This window comes from Gemmatimonadales bacterium (genome assembly GCA_019637315.1).
In the GTDB taxonomy this organism is placed as follows: domain Bacteria; phylum Gemmatimonadota; class Gemmatimonadetes; order Gemmatimonadales; family GWC2-71-9; genus SHZU01.
Window position 1 is genome coordinate 78,942 of record JAHBVU010000009.1, and the last position, 20,858, is coordinate 99,799.

The 20,858-nt window shown below is 64.7% G+C and carries 23 protein-coding genes; 7 read left to right on the forward strand and 16 right to left on the reverse strand.

What is annotated here, in order from left to right:
- Positions 1 to 130: 130 nt before the first annotated feature.
- Entirely contained in the window at positions 131 to 1,549 is a 1,419-nt protein-coding gene (locus KF785_10355; protein ID MBX3147157.1) for an aspartate ammonia-lyase, read from the reverse strand.
- 37 nt (positions 1,550 to 1,586) lie between these two features.
- On the opposite strand from KF785_10355, the gene KF785_10360 reads away from it, so the two are divergent.
- A complete protein-coding gene (locus tag KF785_10360) occupies positions 1,587 to 1,919 on the forward strand; it encodes a cupin domain-containing protein (GenBank protein ID MBX3147158.1) in 333 nt (110 codons plus the stop codon).
- Here the strand turns inward: KF785_10360 and KF785_10365 are convergent.
- The 3 genes from KF785_10365 to KF785_10375 form a co-directional block, all read right to left on the reverse strand.
- Complete coding sequence (locus KF785_10365; protein ID MBX3147159.1) at positions 1,916 to 2,560, reverse strand: MBL fold metallo-hydrolase; 645 nt, start codon at positions 2,558 to 2,560, stop codon at positions 1,916 to 1,918. The two genes, KF785_10360 and KF785_10365, sit on opposite strands and share 4 nt — an antisense overlap.
- Positions 2,557 to 3,495, reverse strand: a complete 939-nt coding sequence (gene trxB / locus KF785_10370; GenBank protein MBX3147160.1) for a thioredoxin-disulfide reductase — start codon at positions 3,493 to 3,495, stop codon at positions 2,557 to 2,559. The genes KF785_10365 and trxB overlap by 4 nt, the downstream gene beginning before the upstream one ends.
- Positions 3,496 to 3,620: 125 nt before the next feature.
- The gene (locus KF785_10375) at positions 3,621 to 4,817 is read right to left on the reverse strand and encodes a glycosyltransferase family 1 protein (GenBank protein MBX3147161.1); all 1,197 of its coding nucleotides are present in this window, start codon (positions 4,815 to 4,817) and stop codon (positions 3,621 to 3,623) included.
- A 154-nt stretch (positions 4,818 to 4,971) separates the two neighbouring features.
- On the opposite strand from KF785_10375, the gene KF785_10380 reads away from it, so the two are divergent.
- Positions 4,972 to 5,490 (forward strand): phosphatase PAP2 family protein, encoded by a 519-nt coding sequence (locus tag KF785_10380; protein MBX3147162.1) that lies wholly within the window; start codon positions 4,972 to 4,974, stop codon positions 5,488 to 5,490.
- On the opposite strand, the gene KF785_10385 is transcribed toward KF785_10380, so the two are convergent.
- From KF785_10385 to KF785_10430, 10 genes are all read right to left on the reverse strand, one after another.
- Entirely contained in the window at positions 5,453 to 6,277 is an 825-nt protein-coding gene (locus KF785_10385; protein MBX3147163.1) for a hypothetical protein, read from the reverse strand. The genes KF785_10380 and KF785_10385 overlap by 38 nt on opposite strands.
- Complete coding sequence (locus KF785_10390) at positions 6,232 to 7,071, reverse strand: PHP domain-containing protein (protein MBX3147164.1); 840 nt, start codon at positions 7,069 to 7,071, stop codon at positions 6,232 to 6,234. The genes KF785_10385 and KF785_10390 overlap by 46 nt, the downstream gene beginning before the upstream one ends.
- 1 nt (position 7,072) lies before the next feature.
- Positions 7,073 to 7,333, reverse strand: a complete 261-nt coding sequence (locus KF785_10395) for a hypothetical protein (GenBank protein MBX3147165.1) — start codon at positions 7,331 to 7,333, stop codon at positions 7,073 to 7,075.
- A gap of 12 nt (positions 7,334 to 7,345) precedes the next feature.
- Complete coding sequence (locus KF785_10400; GenBank protein MBX3147166.1) at positions 7,346 to 8,704, reverse strand: 2-oxo acid dehydrogenase subunit E2; 1,359 nt, start codon at positions 8,702 to 8,704, stop codon at positions 7,346 to 7,348.
- Positions 8,705 to 8,752: 48 nt separating this feature from the next.
- Positions 8,753 to 9,733, reverse strand: a complete 981-nt coding sequence (locus KF785_10405) for an alpha-ketoacid dehydrogenase subunit beta (protein MBX3147167.1) — start codon at positions 9,731 to 9,733, stop codon at positions 8,753 to 8,755.
- A gap of 3 nt (positions 9,734 to 9,736) precedes the next feature.
- Positions 9,737 to 10,786 (reverse strand): thiamine pyrophosphate-dependent dehydrogenase E1 component subunit alpha, encoded by a 1,050-nt coding sequence (locus tag KF785_10410; GenBank protein MBX3147168.1) that lies wholly within the window; start codon positions 10,784 to 10,786, stop codon positions 9,737 to 9,739.
- Positions 10,787 to 10,895: 109 nt separating this feature from the next.
- Positions 10,896 to 12,017: a Gfo/Idh/MocA family oxidoreductase gene (locus KF785_10415; protein MBX3147169.1), complete on the reverse strand. Its 1,122-nt coding sequence runs from the start codon at positions 12,015 to 12,017 to the stop codon at positions 10,896 to 10,898.
- Between the two features lie 149 nt (positions 12,018 to 12,166).
- Entirely contained in the window at positions 12,167 to 12,457 is a 291-nt protein-coding gene (locus KF785_10420; protein ID MBX3147170.1) for a hypothetical protein, read from the reverse strand.
- Between the two features lie 12 nt (positions 12,458 to 12,469).
- Complete coding sequence (locus KF785_10425; protein MBX3147171.1) at positions 12,470 to 13,807, reverse strand: inositol-3-phosphate synthase; 1,338 nt, start codon at positions 13,805 to 13,807, stop codon at positions 12,470 to 12,472.
- Positions 13,808 to 13,859: 52 nt separating this feature from the next.
- Positions 13,860 to 14,507, reverse strand: coding sequence for a CDP-alcohol phosphatidyltransferase family protein (locus KF785_10430; protein ID MBX3147172.1), 648 nt, complete (start codon positions 14,505 to 14,507; stop codon positions 13,860 to 13,862).
- A 215-nt stretch (positions 14,508 to 14,722) separates the two neighbouring features.
- Here KF785_10430 and KF785_10435 point away from each other — a divergent pair, with 215 nt between their 5' ends.
- Positions 14,723 to 16,234 (forward strand): MATE family efflux transporter, encoded by a 1,512-nt coding sequence (locus tag KF785_10435; GenBank protein ID MBX3147173.1) that lies wholly within the window; start codon positions 14,723 to 14,725, stop codon positions 16,232 to 16,234.
- 72 nt (positions 16,235 to 16,306) lie between these two features.
- Here the strand turns inward: KF785_10435 and KF785_10440 are convergent, their stop codons facing one another.
- Both KF785_10440 and KF785_10445 read right to left on the reverse strand, forming a co-directional pair.
- The gene (locus KF785_10440; protein ID MBX3147174.1) at positions 16,307 to 17,827 is read right to left on the reverse strand and encodes a serine hydrolase; all 1,521 of its coding nucleotides are present in this window, start codon (positions 17,825 to 17,827) and stop codon (positions 16,307 to 16,309) included.
- Between the two features lie 76 nt (positions 17,828 to 17,903).
- Positions 17,904 to 18,524 (reverse strand): MOSC domain-containing protein, encoded by a 621-nt coding sequence (locus KF785_10445; protein MBX3147175.1) that lies wholly within the window; start codon positions 18,522 to 18,524, stop codon positions 17,904 to 17,906.
- A gap of 199 nt (positions 18,525 to 18,723) precedes the next feature.
- On the opposite strand from KF785_10445, the gene rpsF reads away from it, so the two are divergent.
- From rpsF to rplI, 4 genes are read left to right on the forward strand one after another with little or no spacing between them, the layout of a single operon-like run.
- Complete coding sequence (gene rpsF, locus KF785_10450) at positions 18,724 to 19,071, forward strand: 30S ribosomal protein S6 (protein ID MBX3147176.1); 348 nt, start codon at positions 18,724 to 18,726, stop codon at positions 19,069 to 19,071.
- Positions 19,068 to 19,289: a 30S ribosomal protein S18 gene (gene rpsR, locus KF785_10455; protein MBX3147177.1), complete on the forward strand. Its 222-nt coding sequence runs from the start codon at positions 19,068 to 19,070 to the stop codon at positions 19,287 to 19,289. The genes rpsF and rpsR overlap by 4 nt, the downstream gene beginning before the upstream one ends.
- Complete coding sequence (locus KF785_10460; protein ID MBX3147178.1) at positions 19,289 to 20,224, forward strand: DUF2232 domain-containing protein; 936 nt, start codon at positions 19,289 to 19,291, stop codon at positions 20,222 to 20,224. Before rpsR ends, KF785_10460 begins: the two co-directional genes overlap by 1 nt.
- The gene (rplI, locus tag KF785_10465) at positions 20,214 to 20,663 is read left to right on the forward strand and encodes a 50S ribosomal protein L9 (protein MBX3147179.1); all 450 of its coding nucleotides are present in this window, start codon (positions 20,214 to 20,216) and stop codon (positions 20,661 to 20,663) included. Before KF785_10460 ends, rplI begins: the two co-directional genes overlap by 11 nt.
- The last annotated feature ends 195 nt before the right edge of the window (positions 20,664 to 20,858 follow it).

Genomic DNA, 20,858 nt, shown 5'->3' on the forward strand with positions numbered 1-20,858 from the left:
AAACCGCGCCGATCCCGTCCCCGGTTCGAACCAACGCCTTACCGCAAACGCACCCCGAGCGCCACGATCGGCGGACGCGGCGCCTCAAGCTCGGACTCGTACGCCGCCCTGCCGGTGTTCAGGGTCCGCCTCAACCTCCGCCTGGAAGCCCCTTGCCGCCGGGAACCCCCAGTTCCGTCATCGCGCGGAGATCGAGAGTATCCTCCAGCTCGTGACCGGCCAGAATCCCTTTCTCGGTAACCAGCGCCTTGACCGTCAATCCTGTTGCGATGGCCTCCTTGGCCAGCTTGGCAGATTCGGCGTATCCGATCTTCGGAGCAAGCGCCGTGACGAGCGCCGGGCTCCGCTCCAGCCAGTAGGCGCATTGCGCCTCATCGGCTTCGATGCCGCGAACGCACTCGACATCCAGCTGGCGGGTCGCGTTGGCCAGGATGTTGATGGCAAAGACGGCGTTGTGCGTAATGACCGGCATCATCACGTTGAGTTCGAGCTGGCCCGCCTCGGCCGCCATGGCAACCGTGGTGTCGAGCCCGATAACCTGGTAGCAGACCTGATTGACCATCTCGGCAATCGACGGATTGACCTTGCCCGGCATGATGCTTGAACCTGGCTGCACCGCCGGCAAGAGAATTTCCGCCAGGCCAGTCCGGGGCCCTGACGCGAGCAACCGGATATCGTTTGCAATCTTGTTGAGATCGAGCGTGTACGCGCGGATCGCACCGCTCACGGTCGCGATGTCACCCATCGACTGCATCAGTTGGATCCGGTCCTCCGCGACCTCCAGGTCGAGTCCGGTCAGCGCCCGCAGATGCTCGACCATCAGCCCCGGATACGCCTCCTCGGCATTCAGCCCCGTGCCGACTGCGGTTCCACCGATATTCATCGGGCGGAGCCAGCGCGCCGCCTCCGCGATTTTCCGATGATGCCGTTCGACAGTCCGACCGTACGCCGCAAACTCCTGCCCCAACCGAATCGGGGTCGCATCCTGAAGGTGGGTCCGCCCCGACTTCATGACGTGGTCGAACTCGACCCCCTTCTTCATGAACGTCGCGGCCAACCCAGCCATCGACTCGAGCAGCGCAGGCAGCGATGCCAGCGTGGCAAGGCGCATGGCTGTTGGAATCACGTCGTTGGTGCTCTGCGCCATGTTGACGTGATCGTTCGGATGCACCGGTTGATAGCTGCCGCGGGCGCCCCCCAAAATCTCATTGGCCCGGTTGGCAAGCACCTCATTACAGTTCATGTTGTGCGAAGTGCCAGCGCCAGCCTGGTAGACATCGACGACGAACTGATCGCGGTGCTGACCGCCCAGCACTTCATCGGCCGCAGCGACGATTGCGTCGGCAAGCTTGGCGTCGAGACGACCGGTCTGCTTGTGCGTCACGGCGGCCGAGCGCTTGATACCCACGACGGCATCGACGAAGGCCGGCAGAGGCTTCAAACCCGAGATCGGAAAGTTCTCGACGGCACGGAGAGTCTGAATACCGTACAAGGCGGAGGCGGGAACCTGCTTCTCACCGAGCGGATCTTTTTCGATGCGGTAGGACATTGACCTGAACCGACGTGAAAGGTGACGGGTACGCGGAATGGTGAACCCTTACTTACTGCTGCCGATGGCGGAAGCGGCCTTCTCGACCGACCAGTACACCAAGACCGACCTGGTTCGCGGCGGGACGCTCTTTGCCGGACTCAACTGCTTCGAACCGGGACAAGATCAGGCCGTCCACACGCATCGGGGTGCGGACAAATTGTATCTGATCCTCTCCGGAAAGGCGAGAATGACCGTGGGCGACCATCAGTTCGAGGCCAGCGCGGGACAGCTGGTCTGGGCCCCGGCCGAGGTGCCCCATGGAGTCGACCAAGCGCTGGAGCGCACGGTCATGCTGATCGCCCTGGCGCCGCCACCCCGCAGGAACTAGTCGACCAAATCGCGGAGAAACGGATTGTTGCGCTTCTCCGCACCGATCGTGGTACGCGGCCCGTGACCCGGATGCACCACCGTCTCGTCGGGCAACGGAAACAACTCGTCACGAATGCTGCCGAGCAACTGCTCCCAGTCGCCGCCGGGAAGGTCGACTCGCCCGACCGACCCCTGAAACAGAACATCGCCGCCGATTACCGTGCCTGGCGCCATGAAGCAAACACTCCCTGGGGAATGCCCTGGCGTATGCCGGACCGCGAACGAGGTGGTGCCCAGACTCAACGTCTGGCCATGAGCCAGCTCATGGTCGACCGGCGGCGGATCGTCGAGTTCGAGCCCGAACCAACTCGCTTGCTGCGCCAGGTTGCGGTAGAGCGGAAGATCGGCCGGGTGCATCCAGATCGGTGCACCGGTCGCCGCCTTGACCGCGCCGACACCGGAGACATGATCGATGTGACCGTGGGTCAGCCAGATCTCACGAATGGTAAGCCCGTGACGCTCCGCCGTTTCCAGAAAGAGCACCGGCGCCTCACCTGGATCGACGATGACGGCGTCGGTCGACCCCTCCTCAGCCAGGAGATAGCAGTTCTGCATGAACTGGCCATTGAGGATCGGAATGACACTGAGCCCCGCCGTCATGCCGGCTGCGACTTCCGCTCCGTGAGGTACTTCTCGACCGCGATGGCTGCCGTGGTCGCATCGCCCACCGCTGTGGTGACCTGACGAACCAACTGGACCCGCAGGTCGCCAGCCGCGAACAACCCCGGAATCGAAGTCATCATCCGGTCGTCCGTGATCAGATAGCCGTTCGGATCATGAGCAATGTGCTCTTTGACCAGTCCGCTGTTCGGGGTAAAACCGATGAAGACAAAGGCACCCGTGACCGCCAGGCTCGAGGCTGATCCGTCGACGGTGTCCTGGAGCGTGAGCGACTTGAGCCCCGACGGCTCGCCGATCATCTCGACCACCTGCTTGTTCCAGAGAAACTCGATCTTCGGGTTCTTGAAGGCCCGCTCCTGAAGGATCTTAGAGGCCCGCAGCTCATCCCGCCGATGGATCACGTACACTTTGGCAGCGTACCGGGTCAGGTAATCAGCCTCCTCGACCGCAGCGTCGCCACCGCCGATGACCGCGATCGTTTCGCCCTTGAAGAAGGCCCCGTCACACACAGCGCAGTACGACACCCCGCGACCGGCATACTCCACTTCTCCAGGCACCCCCAGCTTGGTGGGCGTGCCGCCGGCGGTCAGAATCACCGTGGGAGCCAGGAAGTCCGTCCCCGAATCGGTGCTGACTTTGAAGGTGCCATCCGCGAGGCGGTAGATCCCCTCCACGTTTTCCTGTCGGATATCCGCCCCGAACTTCTCGGCGTGGCTGGCCATCTTGGCCGCCAGGTCCGGTCCCAGGATCGACTCGAAGCCCGGATAATCCTCGATCTTTTCGGTGTTGAGGAGTTCGCCACCTGGCAAGCCCCGCTCGAGGATGACCGCGTTCAGCATTCCCCGACCAGCGTACATGCCGGCGCACATGCCGGCCGGGCCGGCGCCGACGATGATGACGTCGAAACTGTTCATGATGAAGCCCTGATTCCGTAGACTGTCATGCCCTTGCCAGCTCGCAATATAAGCCGGTTGAACCCCGGCTCATGGCGGCTCGGCAGGTCCTGCAGGACATCGAATCGAGGACGCCTGAGGATGAATCAGACTCGGATCGGGACCGGAACCGAGGGCGCCAGCGTCGATGGCGGCAGCGCGCGCGACGGCAGCAAACCGCGGTAGATGGCGTCGAGGCGGTCGAGTTCAACATCCCAGGTGAGGGCAGCGGCGGTTGCCCGAGCACCCGCGGCCAGCGACTCTCGGAGGCTCGGCGTGGTCGCGAGCTCGACCATGTGACTGGCCAGATGGTCCACCGCCCCGCCCCCCTTCCAGGCAAGGCCGTTGACGCCGTGGCGCAGGTGATCGGCCACGCCGCCTGCCGGAACGGCCACAACAGGCAGGCCGCTCGCCATGGCCTCGAGCAAGACGAGGCCGAGCGTTTCCGTTTCAGACGCAAAGACAAACGCATCCGCGCTGGCATACAGCTCGGCCAGCCTGGTCGCGCGATCGAGGAAGCCGACGAACTGGACCCCCGGCGGAGCAATTCGCTCGAGTTCCGGTCGCGACGGTCCTTCGCCGGCGATCACCAGTCGAATATCGTCGCCCAGGACCTCGCGACACCGGGCAAATCCCGCCAGCAGCCGATCGACGCTCTTTTCCGGTGCCAGGCGTCCGACATGGAGGAAGACGAATCGCCCCGCCCCGCCAAGGGTCCCCCGACATTCAGCCGTCGCCCGGTCGGGACGAAAGGTCTCGGCGTCGACACCACAACCCCACACCTGCGCCTGCCGAATGCCCCGCTCGACCAACTCGCGCTGCACCACGCCGGAAGGCGTCAGCGTCTGGTGCGCACTGCGATGGAATCGGGTCAGATAGCCGTCGACCACGCCAGATAGCACCGGGACGCCATACGACGCGAGGTACCGTCCAAAATCGGTGTGATACGACGTGACGATCGGCAGCCCCGCCGCCCGTGCGGCGCGACGACCGAGCCAGCCGATCACGAACTCGGTGCAGCAATGCACCACATCGGGACGAAACTCGCGCACCAGGCGACGGACCCGGGCCCATGACGGCGCCGCAAGCCGGAGATCAGGGTATGCCGGACACGGAATGCTGGGCAGCGTCATGACGACCTGATCGGCGGCCGCACCGAAGACGTCCGCGGTGTCCGGATATTCGGGCGCCACCACGCCGACGTCCCAGCCCCGAGCCATCAGCCCCCGAACGGACAGATGCGTGACGACGGACACCCCGTTGACCTGGGGCGGATAGGTGTCGGTGAAGTACAGTGCGCGCACGGATGAAGCTTGGCGAGCCTCGCCAACGCCCGTGTCAGCGAGGCGTCACGATCCGGTCACCCGCCTCCGTGACACGATCGAGACATGCCCTTCGCGGCACCCTGATGCTGCTGCGCCATCATTGAGCGCGAGCCATATGGAGGTGTTATTCGAGATGACGACGAACCTGCTGGGTCGACTGGACGCCCATGACCGCCGTCTCTTCCTGCGGTGGTCGCTCGGTCGGGACCACTCTCGCCTGGCCCGTGGCTGCTGGAAGGGGATCACCGGACTCGGCTCCGCTGCCTTCACGATCGGCGCCGCAATCATCCCTCTCCTGACAGGCTGGCTGCCCCAAGGCACAGTCTGGCGTGTCGGCCTGGCACTGGCCATTTCCCACGGCATCGTCCAGATCATCAAGCGACTGGTGGTACGCAACCGCCCCTCGACGTACCGACCGGAACATTCGCTCGTCGCCGACCCTGACCGCTTCTCATTCCCGTCAGGACACTCGGCCTCGAGCTTCGCGGTGGCGGCAGCCTACGCCACGATCTTCCCGATGGCAACCGCTCCCCTGATTGCACTCGGCATGCTGGTCGGCTGGAGTCGGGTAGCGCTTGGTGTGCACTATCCGGGCGACGTGCTCGCCGGGCAGCTCATTGCGGTGCTGACGGTCCTGGCCCTGACGCTGTAGCAGGCCCCGCCCCGCAACGCACCAGACCGATCGCTCCGTGGCAAGCGGAAATCGTACCCACGACGAGATCGACTTCTCCGGCGCTTGCCAGCGCGCGATCCATCCAGCCCCGAGCTTCCCGCACTTCGCCGAGATCGAACATCCCGACCCCGTAGGCGCGGTGGCGAGTGACGAACAACGCCGGACCGAGCGTCGCCCGAACTCGATTGAGGCGCGCCGTGTAGGCCGCGACCGTCTCGGTCATTTCCCAGGTGCGGGGCGCGCGAATGACGGGGCAGATGTGCGGCTCGATGCAGTGCGTCGGGCAGAGCCAGTCGGCAAACGAGACATAGCGGTTGCCGCCCGGACCGATCCGGTCATACGGCGTCCCGACCGGCTGTTCGGCGACAACAGGCTCGAACGATCGCCCAGGCGCAGCACGACGGCCAACCCGAACCAGCCATTCGGCCATGAGATGCGGCATCAGGGGCGACGGCACGATCGCATCATCGGGCTGACCCGATGGCGGCGCCGCGCGATCGAGGAAGGCATCGAGAAACCCGCCCCAGTCCGCCTCCGCATACACGACCGCGCCGGCAATCCGGCCCTCACGAACCGCCTGGCACCCCGGGTCACGATCGACCACGATGACGGACGAGTAGTGGATCTTGCCGCGCGACGCCGCCTCTGACAGCTGCGCAGCATAAAACGACCCGTAACAGCCGCCGCCGATCACGACGATGTCACGGAACGCGGGGACAGTCAGCTGCGCCGGCTCGCCGCGAGCGTCTCGATCGCGTCCACCCATTCGATCGGGATCCGTTCCCCGCCAACCAGGTTGTGGGTCGCACTCGGCGAGACCTCGCCGTGGGAGTCGCTCCCCCCCGTCATCAGGAGGCCAAGCCCCCGCGCCACCTGTTCCAGTTCGGTGCGAACGCTCGGGCTGTGACTCGGATGTCGGACCTCGACGCCGTCCAGGCCGCGCGCCTGAAAGCTCTGCAACGTGGCACGCGTGGCCCGATCCCGAGGATGGGCCAGCGACGAAACGCCGCCGACCCGACGGATCAGATCCGTAATCTCCTCCAAGGTGGGCAATACCTTCCCGACGTAGCCGGGTTTGCCGCGGCCAAGGAAGCGAACGAAGGCCTCGTCGATGGTGCGGACCACACCACGCTTAACCAGCACGCGGGCCACATGCGGGCGACCGATCGGCGCACCCGCCGCGGCACCCTCGACCTCGGCATAGTCGATCGGGATCCCGCATTTCACAATCGCGGCAACCATTGCCCGGCCCCGATCATCCCGGTTCGTGCGCATCCGCCGGAACGTCGCCTCCAGCTCGGCATGTCCTTCCGGCATTCCATAGGCAAGAAGGTGCATCTCGCCCCAGTCACCGAGGACCGAGAACTCGCAGCCCGAGATGACCCGAATCCCCAGTGCCTCCCCCTCGGCGCGGGCCTCCGCAACTCCGTTGACGGTGTCGTGATCGGTCAGGGCAATCGCGGCGAGCCCTGCCCCGGCAGCAAGACGAACGACCTCCGCGGGCGGATTGATCCCGTCGGAGGCCGTGCTATGCGCGTGAAGATCGGCGACTTGACTCAATTCAGCGCTGATATCCCATCTCGGCCGCCGTCCACGACGGCTGCGACCGGGCCAGCAGGGTGGTCAACCGCGCATCCGACAGCTCGGCAAGCGACGCCTCGCGCGCCTTGGAGCCGAGCGGCGAGTAGCGGGCCACCCGAACCTCGCTGCCGTCGGCTCGCGCGAAGACAACAGAAAATTCATCCTTGGCGTACTGGGTCCGCCGCCCACTGGGCGAAACGTTCCACGCGACGCCATTAACCTCGATGCTGCGCTGGGCCACGAATCCCTCCGATCAGGCGTTGTCGGGCACGGTGTGCAGCGACTTCTTCACATCGGCCAGGAACCGATCCGCGTCCGCACCGTCCACGACCCGGTGATCGAACGACAATGCCAGGATGCCCTTGGTCCGGATCGCGATCGTATCGGTACCGTCGGGCTGGGTAATGACCGCCGGCTGCTTCTCGATCGCTCCGACGGCCAGGATGGCCGATTGGGGCTGGTTGATGATCGGCAGGCCAACCACCGTGCCGAACACCCCGGGGTTGGTGACCGTGAAAGTGCCCTTCTGAACTTCGTCCGGCGTGAGCTTCTTGTTCCGGGCCCGGTCGGCCAGGTCCTGAATGGCGCGTGCCAGACCGAGCAGGTTGAGCTCATCGGCGTGACGCACGACCGGGACGATCAGGCCCCAATCGAGGGCGACCGCAATCCCGATGTTGACCTCCCGGCGGAAGATGGTCGACTCGCCCATCACGGCCGAGTTGACGATCGGATGCTGGCGGAGATTCTCGGCTACAGCCTTGATCACGAACGACAGGAACGTCAAGTTGACGCCACGCTCCGCAAACTCGGCCTTTCGCTTCGCGCGCACCTGTGCGACCCGGGTGTAGTCGATCTCGATCAGACTCGAGACGTGCGGCGAGACGCGCCGCGACATGATCATGTGATCGGCAGTCAGCTTGCGGATCCGCGACCACTGCTCGACCCGGTCGCCGTCCCAGGGCTCGACCACCGGTCCGGGAATCACGGCGACACCACCAGCCGGCGGAGCCGCGGGCGTGGCCGCCGCCACCGGCGCCGCAGCAGGCGCACTCGGCTGCGCAGCCGGCGCGGTCTTACCGTCTCCACCCGACTCGATGAAGCTGAGAACGTCCTGCTTGGTCACCCGACCCGCCAGCCCGGAACCGGGGATCGTGGCGATGTCGAGTCCGTGCTCTGCCGCAATCTTCCGCACCACCGGTGTCGACCGACGGCGCAGCCGATCCTCGAGCGACTCATCCGCGGGCGCGACTGCTGGCGCTGCCGGCGCGGCAGACTTGGCCGGCGCTGCCGGAGCCGCGGCCGCAGGCGCGGTCGCAGCAGCCGGCGCTGCCGGAGCCGGCGCAGACGCCGCTGGAGCCGCGACCGCACCGGCCTCGGTCTCGAGACGAGCGACTACCGTCTGAATCGGAACCGTCTGTCCCTCGGTCACCAGGATCTCTGCAAGGACGCCGGCACTCGGTGCTGGAATCTCGGCATCGACCTTATCCGTCGAGATCTCAAAGATCGGTTCGTCGCGCTTGACCGTATCACCGACCTTCTTGAGCCACTTGGACAGGGTGCCCTCGGCAATCGATTCACCCATCTGCGGCATCACTACGTCGATTCGCGCCATCGTATACTCCTCGTGGGGGTCACGCGTCCGCCGCGCGCCCCGGTTTGCTCAGTAAGCCAGCATCCACCGCGCTGCCTTGACGATGTCATCCGTCTGCGGCAGCACAAAATCTTCCAGCGTCGGTGCGTAGGGCAGCGGCACGTCGTGCGCGCAGACCCGACGAATCGGGGCATCGAGCCACTCGAAGCACTGCTCATTGATGCGCGCCGCGATTTCCCCCGCCATACCGCCGGTCCGGGTGTCCTCGTGCACGATCAGGACCCGATTGGTCCGCTTCACGCTCGCCACGATGGCCGCATCGTCGATCGGCAGCAGCGTCCTCAGGTCGAGAACCTCGACCGACGCCCCGTCTTCCTTGGCAATCCGCTCGGCCGCCTCGAGCGCCTTCCAGACCATCGCCGAGTAGGTGACGATGGTCAGGTCTTTGCCCTCACGGGCCACCCGCGCTTTGCCGATCGGGGTGAGAATCTCCTCGCCCTCGGGCAACTCGTCTTTGATGCGACGGTAGAGATACTTGTGCTCGAAGTAGAGCACCGGATCATCATCCCGAACAGCCGCCTTGATCAGGCCCTTGGCGTCTCGCGCCGTTGCGGGCGCAACGATCTTGAGCCCAGGCGTGTGCAAGTACCCGGCCTCGGGGTTCTGCGAATGAAACGGGCCGCCCCGCACGTAGCCGCCGGACGGACCCCGAATCACCATCGGAGTTTTGAGGTCAGCCCGGTACCGCGCCGTCGCCACATAGTTCGTGATGATCGAGTAGGCGCACGACAGGAAGTCGATGAACTGCATCTCGCAGACCGGCCGCAAGCCCATGTGGGCCGCGCCGGCCGCTGCCCCGACGATGGCCACCTCGGAAATCGGCGCATCGATAACCCGTTCCCCGCCGAAGCGCTTCTGGAACCCGTCGGTCACCTTGAAGGCGCCGCCGAATGCTCCGATGTCCTCGCCTATCATGAAGACGTTCTCGTCGCGGGCCATTTCCTCCTCCAGCCCGTCGTGAATCGCCTCGAGATATGTTCGCTCAGCCATCGGTCACAGCCTCCGGTACCACTCGAGCTCGGCGCTGTCGGGCGACGCCATCACGCCTCCCAGCGCCGACTCCGGCGCAGGGAACGGCTCATCCTCGCACAGGGCTACGGCAGCGTCGATCTCACCAATGATGCGTTCATCCATAGCTGAAAGCTCGGCAGCCGTCGCCCACCCGTTCTCGCCCAGCTGACGAACGAAGAGGTCGATCGGGTCGCGCGCTTCCCACGCCTTGATCTCCTCGGGCGTCACGTACGACTGGTTGTCGTGCTCGGCGTGACCCTTCCGACGGAACGTGATCAGCTCGATCAGGGTGACCCCTTCACCGGCCCGAGCCCGATCGACTGCTCGCTTGGTGGTCTCATAGACCGCCAGGACGTCGTTGCCGTCGGCCTGGTCGCCGGCAACCCCATAACCGGCCGCCTTTTCAACCAGGAACTTGACGGCCGTCTGCTTGTACATCGGGGTCGAGTAGGCGTAACCGTTGTTCTCGCAGATGATCACCAGCGGCAGCTTCTGCACCGCCGCAAAGTTGATTCCCTCGTGAAAGGCTCCGGTGCTCATGGCACCGTCCCCGATGTAGACCATCCCAACCCGTGGCTCGCGCCGCATCTTGAACGACATCGTGACCCCGCACATCACCGGAACCATGTCGCCCAGGTGCGAGATCTGGCCAAGAAAACCGCGCTTGAGATCGTTGAAATGGATGTTGAGCTCACGGCCTCGGGTCGGACTCTCCGCCTTGGCCATGTACTGACGCAGCACTTCGACCGGCGTGGCACCCTGCACCAGCATCGATCCGAGGTTACGGATCAGCGGCGAGAGGATGTCGCCCTTGGACCGATCGAGCGCGTAGGCGCTGCCGACGGAATCGGCTTCCTGACCAAGCGAGCGAAACAAGCCGCCCACGACTTTGGTCTGCCGATAAAGGTTGACCAGTTTCTCTTCAAGTGACCGTGTGAGGCGCATCCAGTAGTACAACTCGTGGAGTTGCGTCCGGGTCAGTCCGGCCGGGATCGGCCGGGTTGATGCGGGTGTCGTTGTCGGAGCGGCCATTGATCTATCGCTAGAGCGCGTAACCTGAGAATCTGTAAAGATTTACCCAGGGACACGAGGAGTCAAGCGACCGGCCTTCGCGCCCCGCGAAGCCCCGCTTTTCCCGGTCTCAACGGCGGGGAGAATCGGCTCGAACGGTCGGTGGTTTCGGTGAGCGCGGTTTACGTCGCATCTGGCCCGCAGTCGGCCGCCGGGTTCGCCGGAACGGGGCCAGCTGAACAGGCCGCCCGGACTCCGCCGATCGATGGATGGCGTCGATGATTCGGGCATCGGCCAACCCTTCCTCGCCAGCCGGGCCCGGAATCCGGCCGTTCAGGATGCACTCGGAGAAATGGAGCAATTCCGGCGCGAACTGATCGCTGGCCTCGAACTCGTGAATCCGGGTCCCGCGCTCGGTCGTCACCGTAAGCCGTGACGGCTTCGAGTAACCATAGGCCTCCTCGAGCACGAGCTTGCCCTTGCTGCCAACCACCTCGTAGCGCGAGACATCCGCTGCGCCGAAGCTGCTCACAAAGGTCGCGATGCCGTCACCGGGGAAGCGCAGCATTCCACCAGTCATTTCGTCAGCCTTGCGAAACCGCTTCTGCCCGTTGTTCCCCCGAAACGCGACAACCTCTTCGGGCTCGGCTCGAAAGAGGTAGCGCGCGGCGTTGATACAATAAATCCCGATGTCGTAGACCGTGCCCCCGCCCTTCCGAATCGGGCCAAGGCGGATATTCCCGGCCCCGACCTGCATCGAGAAGACCGAGTCGAAGATCCGAATCTCGCCAAGCGCCCCGGCTCGGATGATCTCGATGGCACGCAGGTTGGACGGCGCGAAATGCAGGCGGTACGCCACCATCAATCGCACCTTGCTGCGCTCACACGCGCGAATCATGTCGCGGCATTCGCGCGCATCGAGACCGAGGGGCTTTTCGCATAGCACATGAACCCCGGCCTGGGCCGCGCGAACTACGAAGTCCCGATGCAGGTGGTTGGGAAGGCCGATGTACACGGCGTCGATATCGCCGCTGGCCATCAACGCATCATATCCCTTGTAGTCGATCAGTGTCTTGACGCGATACTTGCGTCCCAGCCGGCGCAACTTGGTCCTGTCTCCCGACACCAGCGCAGCAAGCTCACTGTTGGCTTTGGCCTTGCCCATCGCAGGCAGCAGCGCGACCTGAGAGATATGCCCAAGGCCAACGACAGCGTATCGAATGCGTTTGCCACTGCTCGCTGCTCGCGCCATGACGCCTCCGCGGAAAGGTTAGGCAGGCCGGGCATCTACCGGCCCTTTCTTTCCTGACGTCCCACGGTCATACGGTTGCACCCTTCAAACGCATAAGCGGCCGACCGAGGATCTCGGCCGACCGCTCCAGCGGTATCGCGATTCGAGCGTCAGTAGGCGCCGCGTACCGCGTGATGCTCGTGGACCAACGTGTGCACTATCGCCAGAAACCGCTTGGCGAGCTTGTCGATCTCGCTTTCGCCGGGCTGATTGGTCTCGACCGTGACGAGCGTATAGTGGCCGCCTTCGGCCAGCACGCTCACGCTGAGCTGGCCGATCGATCCGGCAAACCGCAACCGCCGCGCCCCTTCCTCCGTTCGCTGCATCCGGGAGCCGAAAAACTCGGCCGCCTTGGCAACCACCTCATCGGGCGTAGCGGAAGTCCGGTGAAAGTATTTCATCGTCCAGGCACCTCACTCCTTGCCGTAGTCGTAGTACTCCACGCCGAGATGGGTAATCGCGGCCTCGCCCATAAGATAACGGAGCGTGTTCTTGAGCTTGGTCTGCTGAATGAACAAGTCGTGCTCGGGGTACAGTCCCGGCGCCACCTGCGGGCTCTTGAAGTAGAACGAGAGCCACTCCTGCACCCCGGCCATACCAGCACGCTGCGCCAGGTCAAAGAACAGTGCCAGGTCGAGCACCAGCGGCGCGGCCAGGATCGAGTCGCGGCAGAGGAAATCGACCTTGATCTGCATCGGATAGCCCAGCCACCCGAAGATGTCGATGTTGTCCCAGCCCTCCTTGTTGTCGCCACGCGGCGGATAGTAGTTGATCCGCACCTTGTGGTAGAGCTTGGCGTACAGCTCGGGGTATACCTCGGGCTGCAGCACGTGCTCGAGCACGCCCAGCTTCGACTCTTCCTTGGTCTTGAAGCTCTCAGGATCGTCGAGCACCTCGCCGTCCCGGTTGCCCAGGATGTTGGTCGAGTACCAGCCCGACACACCGAGCATGCGGGCCTTGAACATCGGCGCCAGCACGGTCTTGAGCATCGTCTGGCCGGTCTTGAAGTCCTTGCCGCCGATGGCCACCTTCTTCTCCAGCGCCAGCCCCTCGAGCGCCGGGAAGTCACAGCTCAGGTTCGGCGCGCCGTTGGCAAACGGCACCCCTTCCATGATCGAGGCGTAGGCGTAGAGCATCGACGGCGCAATCGACGGATCGTTGGCGTCGATGGCCTTCTCGAACGCTTCCAGGGTCTGGTGCGCAGGTCCCGGCGTGATGAAAATCTCGGTCGAGGCACACCAGACCATCACGAGCCGGTCGCAGCCGTTCTTGGCCTTGAAGTCCCGGATGTCCTTCCGGAGCTCATCAGCCATCTGCCGCTTGGTGCCCTTCTTGACGTTGGTACCCTGGAGCCGCTTGACGTAGTGCTGGTCGAAGGCGGCCGGCATCGGCTTGACGGTCTTGAGGAAATCGGCAATCGGCTCAACATGCTCGTGCTTGTCGAGCACGCCGCAATGCAGCGCCGACTGGTAGCAGTCATCCGGCACCGGATCCCAGGCGCCAAAGACGATGTCATCCAGCTTCGCGAGCGGCACGAAATCTTTGATCAGCGGTGCCCGCTTGTCAGTGCGCTTGCCAAGGCGGATCGTCGCCAGCTGCGTCAGCGAGCCGGTTGCCTGCGCACGACCGCGGCGGACGTTCTCGACACCCGCGATGAAAGTCGACGCCACGGCGCCGAGCCCGACGCAGAGCACTCCGAGCTTGCCGGTCGCGGGCTGAATGGGGCGAGGAGTTCCTTGAGGCACGTTCAATCCTTTCGTCAACGGCCCGATGCCGGGCCAGCATACCGCAAATTGGTTCGTTCTAGGATGCGGACGGCGTGTCGCCGTCAGATTGGCCTTCGGTTACCTGATACATGTACACGAAACGCTGGACCACCGTGATCGTCGACGCCAGCGCCAGCACGGCGACGATGACTTTGAGGACGATGGCGTTCGACCCTGCGCCGAGGAACAGCGTCGGCACCCCGACCGCCAGCAGCCGCTCGGCTCGCTGCACGATGCCCACCTTGCAGTCGATGCCCAGTCCCTCGGCGCGAGCCCGGGCGTATGACACGATCAGCGAACTCACGATCGCGACCATACAGACCACCGTCCACTCGACCCGCCCGGTCACCCCCGGCGCCTGCAGCAGGTACACGGCAATCCCCATGAATGTGGCACCGTCGCCGACCCGATCCAGCGTCGAGTCATAGAAGGCCCCGAACTTGGAGACCTGACCGCTCCGCCGGGCCACCGCGCCATCGAAGGTGTCGACAACCCCGGATAGCAGTAGCACCGCCCCGCCGGTCCGGATCCAGCCAAACGCAAACGCCACCCCGGACAGCACCACGACGAGCGCGCCGATCGTGGTGAGCGTGTTCGGGCGAACCCGGAGCTTGAGGAGCCATCCCACGATCGGGTCGGTGACCGCGAAGTAGGCCCGCTCGAGCGGCTTGATGACCAGTTTCACAGGCGCCCTGGTGCGGGTTAGATCAAGCGAATCGCAAGTGACACAACAACTTAGCAGATCTAAAGGCTAATGCTTCGGCCCCGGATTGGCAATTCCACCGCTACCCCATCTGCACCGGGTCGGAAACTGATCCCGGGGCGTTGCCTGGCCGTGACCCGGGGTCCAAACCCCAGATCGCTAGGCCTGGATGACCTCCCTCCGTACTTTTCCGACCGATGACCAGCGACGCGACCGGCCTCGATCCCGACCGAACCGGGCCCCCCGGCCCGACCGCACAGGCAACCCTCCCGGCAGAGCCCGCATCGCAAGCCAGGCCGAGCGCCCGATACGATCGGTCGATCGTCGCTGGCCCGCTGGTGCCCGCCGTCTGGAAGCTGGCCTGGCCGACCATGCTCACCAACATGGTAGGCGGACTGCAAGGCATCGTCGACCATGTGATGGTCGGCCACATGATCGGCTACGCGGCTAACGCGGCGATCGGCGTCTCCTGGCAGATCCTTATCGTCGTCATCGTCTTCATCTCTTCGCTCTATACTGGTGCGAGCGTCCTGGTGGCCCGTTTCGCGGGCGCCGGAGACGAATCACGGGTAGACCGAGTCGTCTACCAGGCGTTTCTGACCACCGTGGTGCTGACGTTTGGCATTCTCGGTCCTCTCGGGTATGTGCTGGCCCCCTGGCTCCTGGACCTCGTCAACGCCACGCCGGCGGTTGCCGCAGAAGCCCTCCCCTTTCTGCGCATCATGTTCGCGTTCAGCGGTGGGATGCTGCTCTTCTTCATGCTGAGCGGCGTGCTGCGGTCCGCCGGCGACGCCCGGACACCGATGGTCCTCGGCGTCATCATGACCGTCCTGAATCTGATCTTCAACGTGGTCCTGATCCGCGGCCTCGGACCGATTCCGGCGTTCGGCACGGCCGGCGCGGCAATCGGCACCGTGCTCGCTGCCTGGCTGGTCAGCGGGTATGGGCTGTGGAAGCTCTGGGCCGGACACTGGGTGGTTCGCTTCCCGCGCGGCCAGGGTTACGGACCGGATTGGAGCATCATCCGCTCGCTCTTCCGGTTCGGGTTGCCGGCGGGTGTGCAGGGCATTGCGATGAACGTCGGCGGCGTCCTGATGCTGGCGTTCATCGGGTCGCTGGCTCAGAGCGCCGCCGCGCAAGCAGCCTTCGCGATCGGGTATTCGCAACTCTTTTCGCTGATCACCTGGACCGCTGTTGGCCTGATGGGGGCGGCCGCCACAGTAGCTGGGCAAAATCTCGGCGCCGGCCAAGCCGACCGAGCGGATCAAGCCGTTCGCGTCGCGGCCCGCTACGGGCTGTCGGGTGCGGCCGCCATCGGCTTCTTCTTCCTGGTCTTTCCGAGACAACTCCTCGCGATCTTCGGAATGACAGAACCCGCCGTGGTGGAAATCGGTGTCGAGTTGCTGCGGGTCCTGAGTGTTTCCGGCCTGTTCATCGCCGCGGCCCTGACCTATACCGGCGGCCTCCAGGGCACGGGCGACACCAAGAGCCCCCTCTATATCTCGATCGCGTCCCAGGTCATCATCCCGCTCGGAATTTGCTTTACCGTCCAGCGACTGGGCACGCTCGACCCGATCGATATCTGGCTTGCGATCCTGGCCGGCCACATCGCCAGGTGCGGACTCAGCATCCTCCGGTTCAACCAGGGGCGCTGGCGCACGATCGAAGTCGACATTGATCGCGCGGCCGCACGCGCAAAGGCCCGCTGAGTCGCCAGCGGAACGACAAGCCCGTCGGCGGCAGGCACGCCACCGACGGGCTCACCGATTCGTCCCGTCGGTTCAGTTCTTGACCCGCGTAAAGACGATCGGCTTGACGCCAGGCTCGAGCGGCAGGGCAACCTGCTCGACCTCTCCCTTCAGGTTCAAACCGAAGCTCGCCATCCCACTGAGCGAAGACGTACCGATAGTCGGATCGACTTCGAAAACGTCATAATGGAAGTGGCGGAGCGGCGCCTCCAACTTGTCGAGCCCGAGCGCAAGCCGGCCGCCAGCCTCCCGGATCACCAGTCTGCCGTACCCCGGATGCTGGTAGGTTCCGGCATACGCCGCCAGCGGATGGCTCGGCGAGGTACCCTGTTTCTGGCTGGCCCGGTGTTCGGCCTGCGCCTTGGCCACCTGCGCCTTGCCCTCGGCGTCGACCTTGCGCTGAATCGCAGCGTAGTCGACCGGCGGCAGGCCGAGCAAGCGGTCGTAGACCGACTCCACAACCAGGGTTGGAATCGGATTCCCCGAGTTGGTCAGTACGACGACCCCGATGTTTTTCGAGGGAATCCACGACATCTGCGAAATGAACCCGTCGATCCCACCCCCATGGATCACGATTCCATGGCCGCGATACGAACCAACGCCAAGGCCCAGCCCGTAGCTGACCATCTCGACCCCGGGCCAGACTGCGCCCGCTGCCGCGCCGACGACCATCTGGGGCGACTGCATCAGATTCTCCTGGGCTGCCGAGATCTTCACCCTGTGACTACCGGCGCCGCGATCGAGTCGGAACTGGATGTACTTCACCATGTCCTCGACGGTCGAGGTGATCGAGCCGGCCGGCCCGACTTCATCGATGACCCGGTACGGAATCCGGGTAATCTTGTCGTTCACCAGCTGATAGGGCCACGAGAAATCGCCGGGCCCGTCGATCCCCGTCGTACCGGGCAAAGACTGCGTCATCCCGAGCGGCCCGAAGATCTCGCCCCTGATCAGGTCTTCCCAACTGCGACCCCAGAGCCGCTCTACCAGGATCCCGGCCGTGACGAACATCAGGTTCTGGTACTGCCACTTGCCGCGCAGCGACGTGGTCGGCTCCAGATACTTGAGCCGGCCCAGCAAGTCGTGGCGACGAACGTCACGCCCGTACCAGACCATATCGTGACGGGGCAAACCCGAGGAGTGGCTCACCAGATCCCGGGGCGTCAGGTTCCGGGTGGCGTAGTCGTCGTACATCTCGAAGTCCGGCAGGTACTGCTTGACGGGCTTGTCCCAGTCGAGCTTCCCTTGATCGACCAGCATGCCCATTAAGAGCGCGGTGAACGACTTGCTGTTCGAACCGATGGCCATCCGCGTCTGCGGGGTCACCGGCAGTTGCTGTTCCAGGTCGCGGTACCCGTACCCCTTCAGGTACAGCACCTTGCCATCCTTGACGATGCCCAGCGCGAGCCCGGGCACCTGCCACTCTTTCATCATCGAAGTGACGACGTTGTCGATGGCCGCGAGTTCGCGGGCATGAGTGGCCGCGCGCTGAGCCGGCAGCGGTGCCACCACCACGGCCACGGCACAGACCGCGGCCAGAGAAGCGAGACGCATGGAAGGGTCCTTAAAGATTGTATCCAAAATAGTATCCCGAAAACGGACCAGCGACCAGATCGCAGACGGCGACCAGCTACGCCACGGTCAGCAGCGCCCGCCAGCGGTCGGAGAATGCCGGGCAGCCGGCGAGTTCAGCTCCGTCGCGCCGATCCGCGATGGTCTGCGCCACCCGGTCGATGGGCCACTGCGGAAAAGGCCGGTCGATCAGCGACACGGCGAGCCCGGGCTCGAGCCAGGCTTCGTTGTGAACCCTGAAGTACCAACCCCACCGCCCCGTCGCCTCCATCTCTGCGCAGATGCCGCCCCGACGATGCCGAACCTCCAAATCGGCGCTCGGCCGGCCCGGCCCCGATACCTCGACCCTGAGATCCCCGATCAGGAATAGATCGCCGAGACAGACGGTCCGTTCATCCCAACCGGAAATGGTCAGATTCTCTCCGAACGCTCCCGGCCCAAGGTCGGGAACCCCCCAGGCCTTCCGCCAAACGGGGTAGTGAGACGCTGCACTGGCCAGCAGGGCTCGATCAGGATCGTCCCCCGGGGCATCACCGCTCAGTCCCAGGGCGCCGGCCCAGACCCGACCGACGACCGGCTCTTTCCAGACCGTGCTGGTCCGGGCTTCGCCCTGATGACCATCAAGGCCGGCCCGACTGATCGTTCGCGGTTGCCCGGTCTGCAGCGATTCGAGGCGCATGGCCGAAAACTAGCCCGGGACGCCTCTCCGGCCAGGGACGCTCCGGACCGACGCTCGCCGCTGGCGGGTTGCCCACCGCCCGCCTCGACCGTTCCGTTGTTCCGGAGGTGCACTGGGTGTATAATGAAAGGCTATCCAATCATCCTCCCCGGGTTCACGCACCGGCCCCGGGGCGAACACGACCAAAGGAAAGGTGTGCATGGCCCGTCCGTATGAGGTAGTCTACATCTTCGATCCATCCCTGGACGAAGAAGCCGTCAACGCCAAGCTCGCAGGCTTTCACGCCCTGATCGGCAACGCCGAATCGGTGCAGTTGAATCACTGGGGCCGCCGTGCGCTGGCGTATCAGATCAAGAAGAATGACTCCGGCTACTACGTGGTAGCCAATTTCGAAGCCGAATCGAGCTCGCTGCCCGAGTTCGAGCGCGCCATCAAGCTCGATGACAGTGTGCTGCGTCATCTGGTGGTGCTGAACGACGAGCCGCCGACTCCCCCGAATTACGCGGCGGTCAAGCCGGCTGACTCCGAAGAGGAGGACGACGAATGAGCCGCCACAAGAAGGGCGATCCACTTGCCGAGTTGCGGATCCGGATCGTCGACTACAAAGACGAGAAGTTGCTGTCGCGCTTCCTGACTGAGCGTGGCAAGATCCTGCCCCGCCGGCTGAGCGGTGTGACGGCTCGGCATCAGCGGCAGCTGGCCGTGGCCATTAAGCGGGCCCGGTACCTGGCGCTCCTGCCCTACATCAAGGGACATACGGGCTGATGACTTCGCCCGCGGCACCCCCCGAGGGGTGCCGCCCCGCGTTCGGCACGACGTTCGTGGTGGTGGCATACCTTCTGGTTGCCCCACCACTTTTTCTATTGGTGCCTCTCGCGCTGCTCTTGGCCTTCAGCCCGCCCAGAAGTCCGCGCGAGTGGCTCTGGCTCGTGCTCGCGGCCGGTCTCGGAGGGCTCAAAGTCCTGGGCGATGCGGCACATCCGGCCGTATCGGTCCGCTTGCTCACGGCTGTCGCCATCACCGCCGGGGGGGTCTTCGTGCTGCTGATCTATCTGCTGCCGCGCGCCACGACGTTGCTGCGCGCCGGCGCCGCCATGATTGCCGGCATGGGCGCAGCAGCGGTCTGGGCTCGCTCGGCGGGCATTGCCATGGCCACGATTGACGCGGCGCTGATCGAAGATCTCCGGCGGGGGCTGGAGATCGGGCTGCGCGGTGCCGACCCGGCCCAGGCGGCGATGATGACCGAGGCGCTTCCCCTGATGGCCCGCTCCTTCCCCGGCATCGTGGTGCTCCTGGGCATGCTGGGTCTGGCCCTGGCGTGGCGCTGGTATCACCTGATTGCCTCGGCGCCAATCGGGCAGCCGCCGCGCCCGCTGTTCGAGTTCCGCTTCAATGATCACATCATCTGGGGTGCTATCTTTACCCTGGCACTCGCGCTGTTCAACGTCGGCGGTCCCATCGGCCGCGTCGTCACCTGGGCGGCGATCGTGTGGGGCGGCATCTACGCCATCCGGGGCCTCGCCATCGTGCTGCGCGCCACCGAGCGGTGGCCACTGCCGGGCAAGCTGCTCGTCCTGATTGCCTCGGTACTGGTGCTACCGATGGCCTTGGCAACGATCGTGATGGTTGGGGTCGCCGACACCTGGATCGATTTTCGTAACCGCAGCATTCCGACCGCTGGAGGCGGCAATGCATCTTGAAGTGATTCTTCGTGAAGACATAAAGGGATTGGGCAAAGCTGGCGCGCTGGTCCGGGTCAAGCCCGGCTACGCGCGCAACTTCCTGCTGCCGCGCGGCCTGGCGTTCGAAGCCACCGAGGGCAACAAGCGCCGGATCGAATCCGAGCACAAAGCTCGGGCTGCTCGCGCCGCGACCGATCGGGCCGAAGCGCAGGCACTGGCCGCCAAGCTGGGAGCCGTCGCGCTCAAGCTCACGGCCAAGGCGGGTGAAGGCGACAAGCTCTTCGGTTCGATCACGTCATCAGACGTCGCAGACGCCCTGGCAAAGCAGGGCTTCGAGATCGACCGGCGTCGGATCGAGCTGGAACACCCGATCAAACACCTTGGGAGCCACCCCGTCTCGATCCGGATTCATCCGGACGTCACCGCACAGCTCCAGGTCACCATCGCCGCAGAGTAACGCCCGAATCGATCGTTCCGAATCGCCCTGTCCGGCCTGCCCAAACCGGCAGGCCGACAACCCTTCCGTTTCGCGGATCAACCGCCGACCTTCCGATACGCCGGCCGTCAGGGTGCGCCGGAAAACCGATTGTCAGACGAGATAGCACGGTCCGCCCCGTCTGACCGTTCCGTTACGTTCTCGAGCGCGGAATCG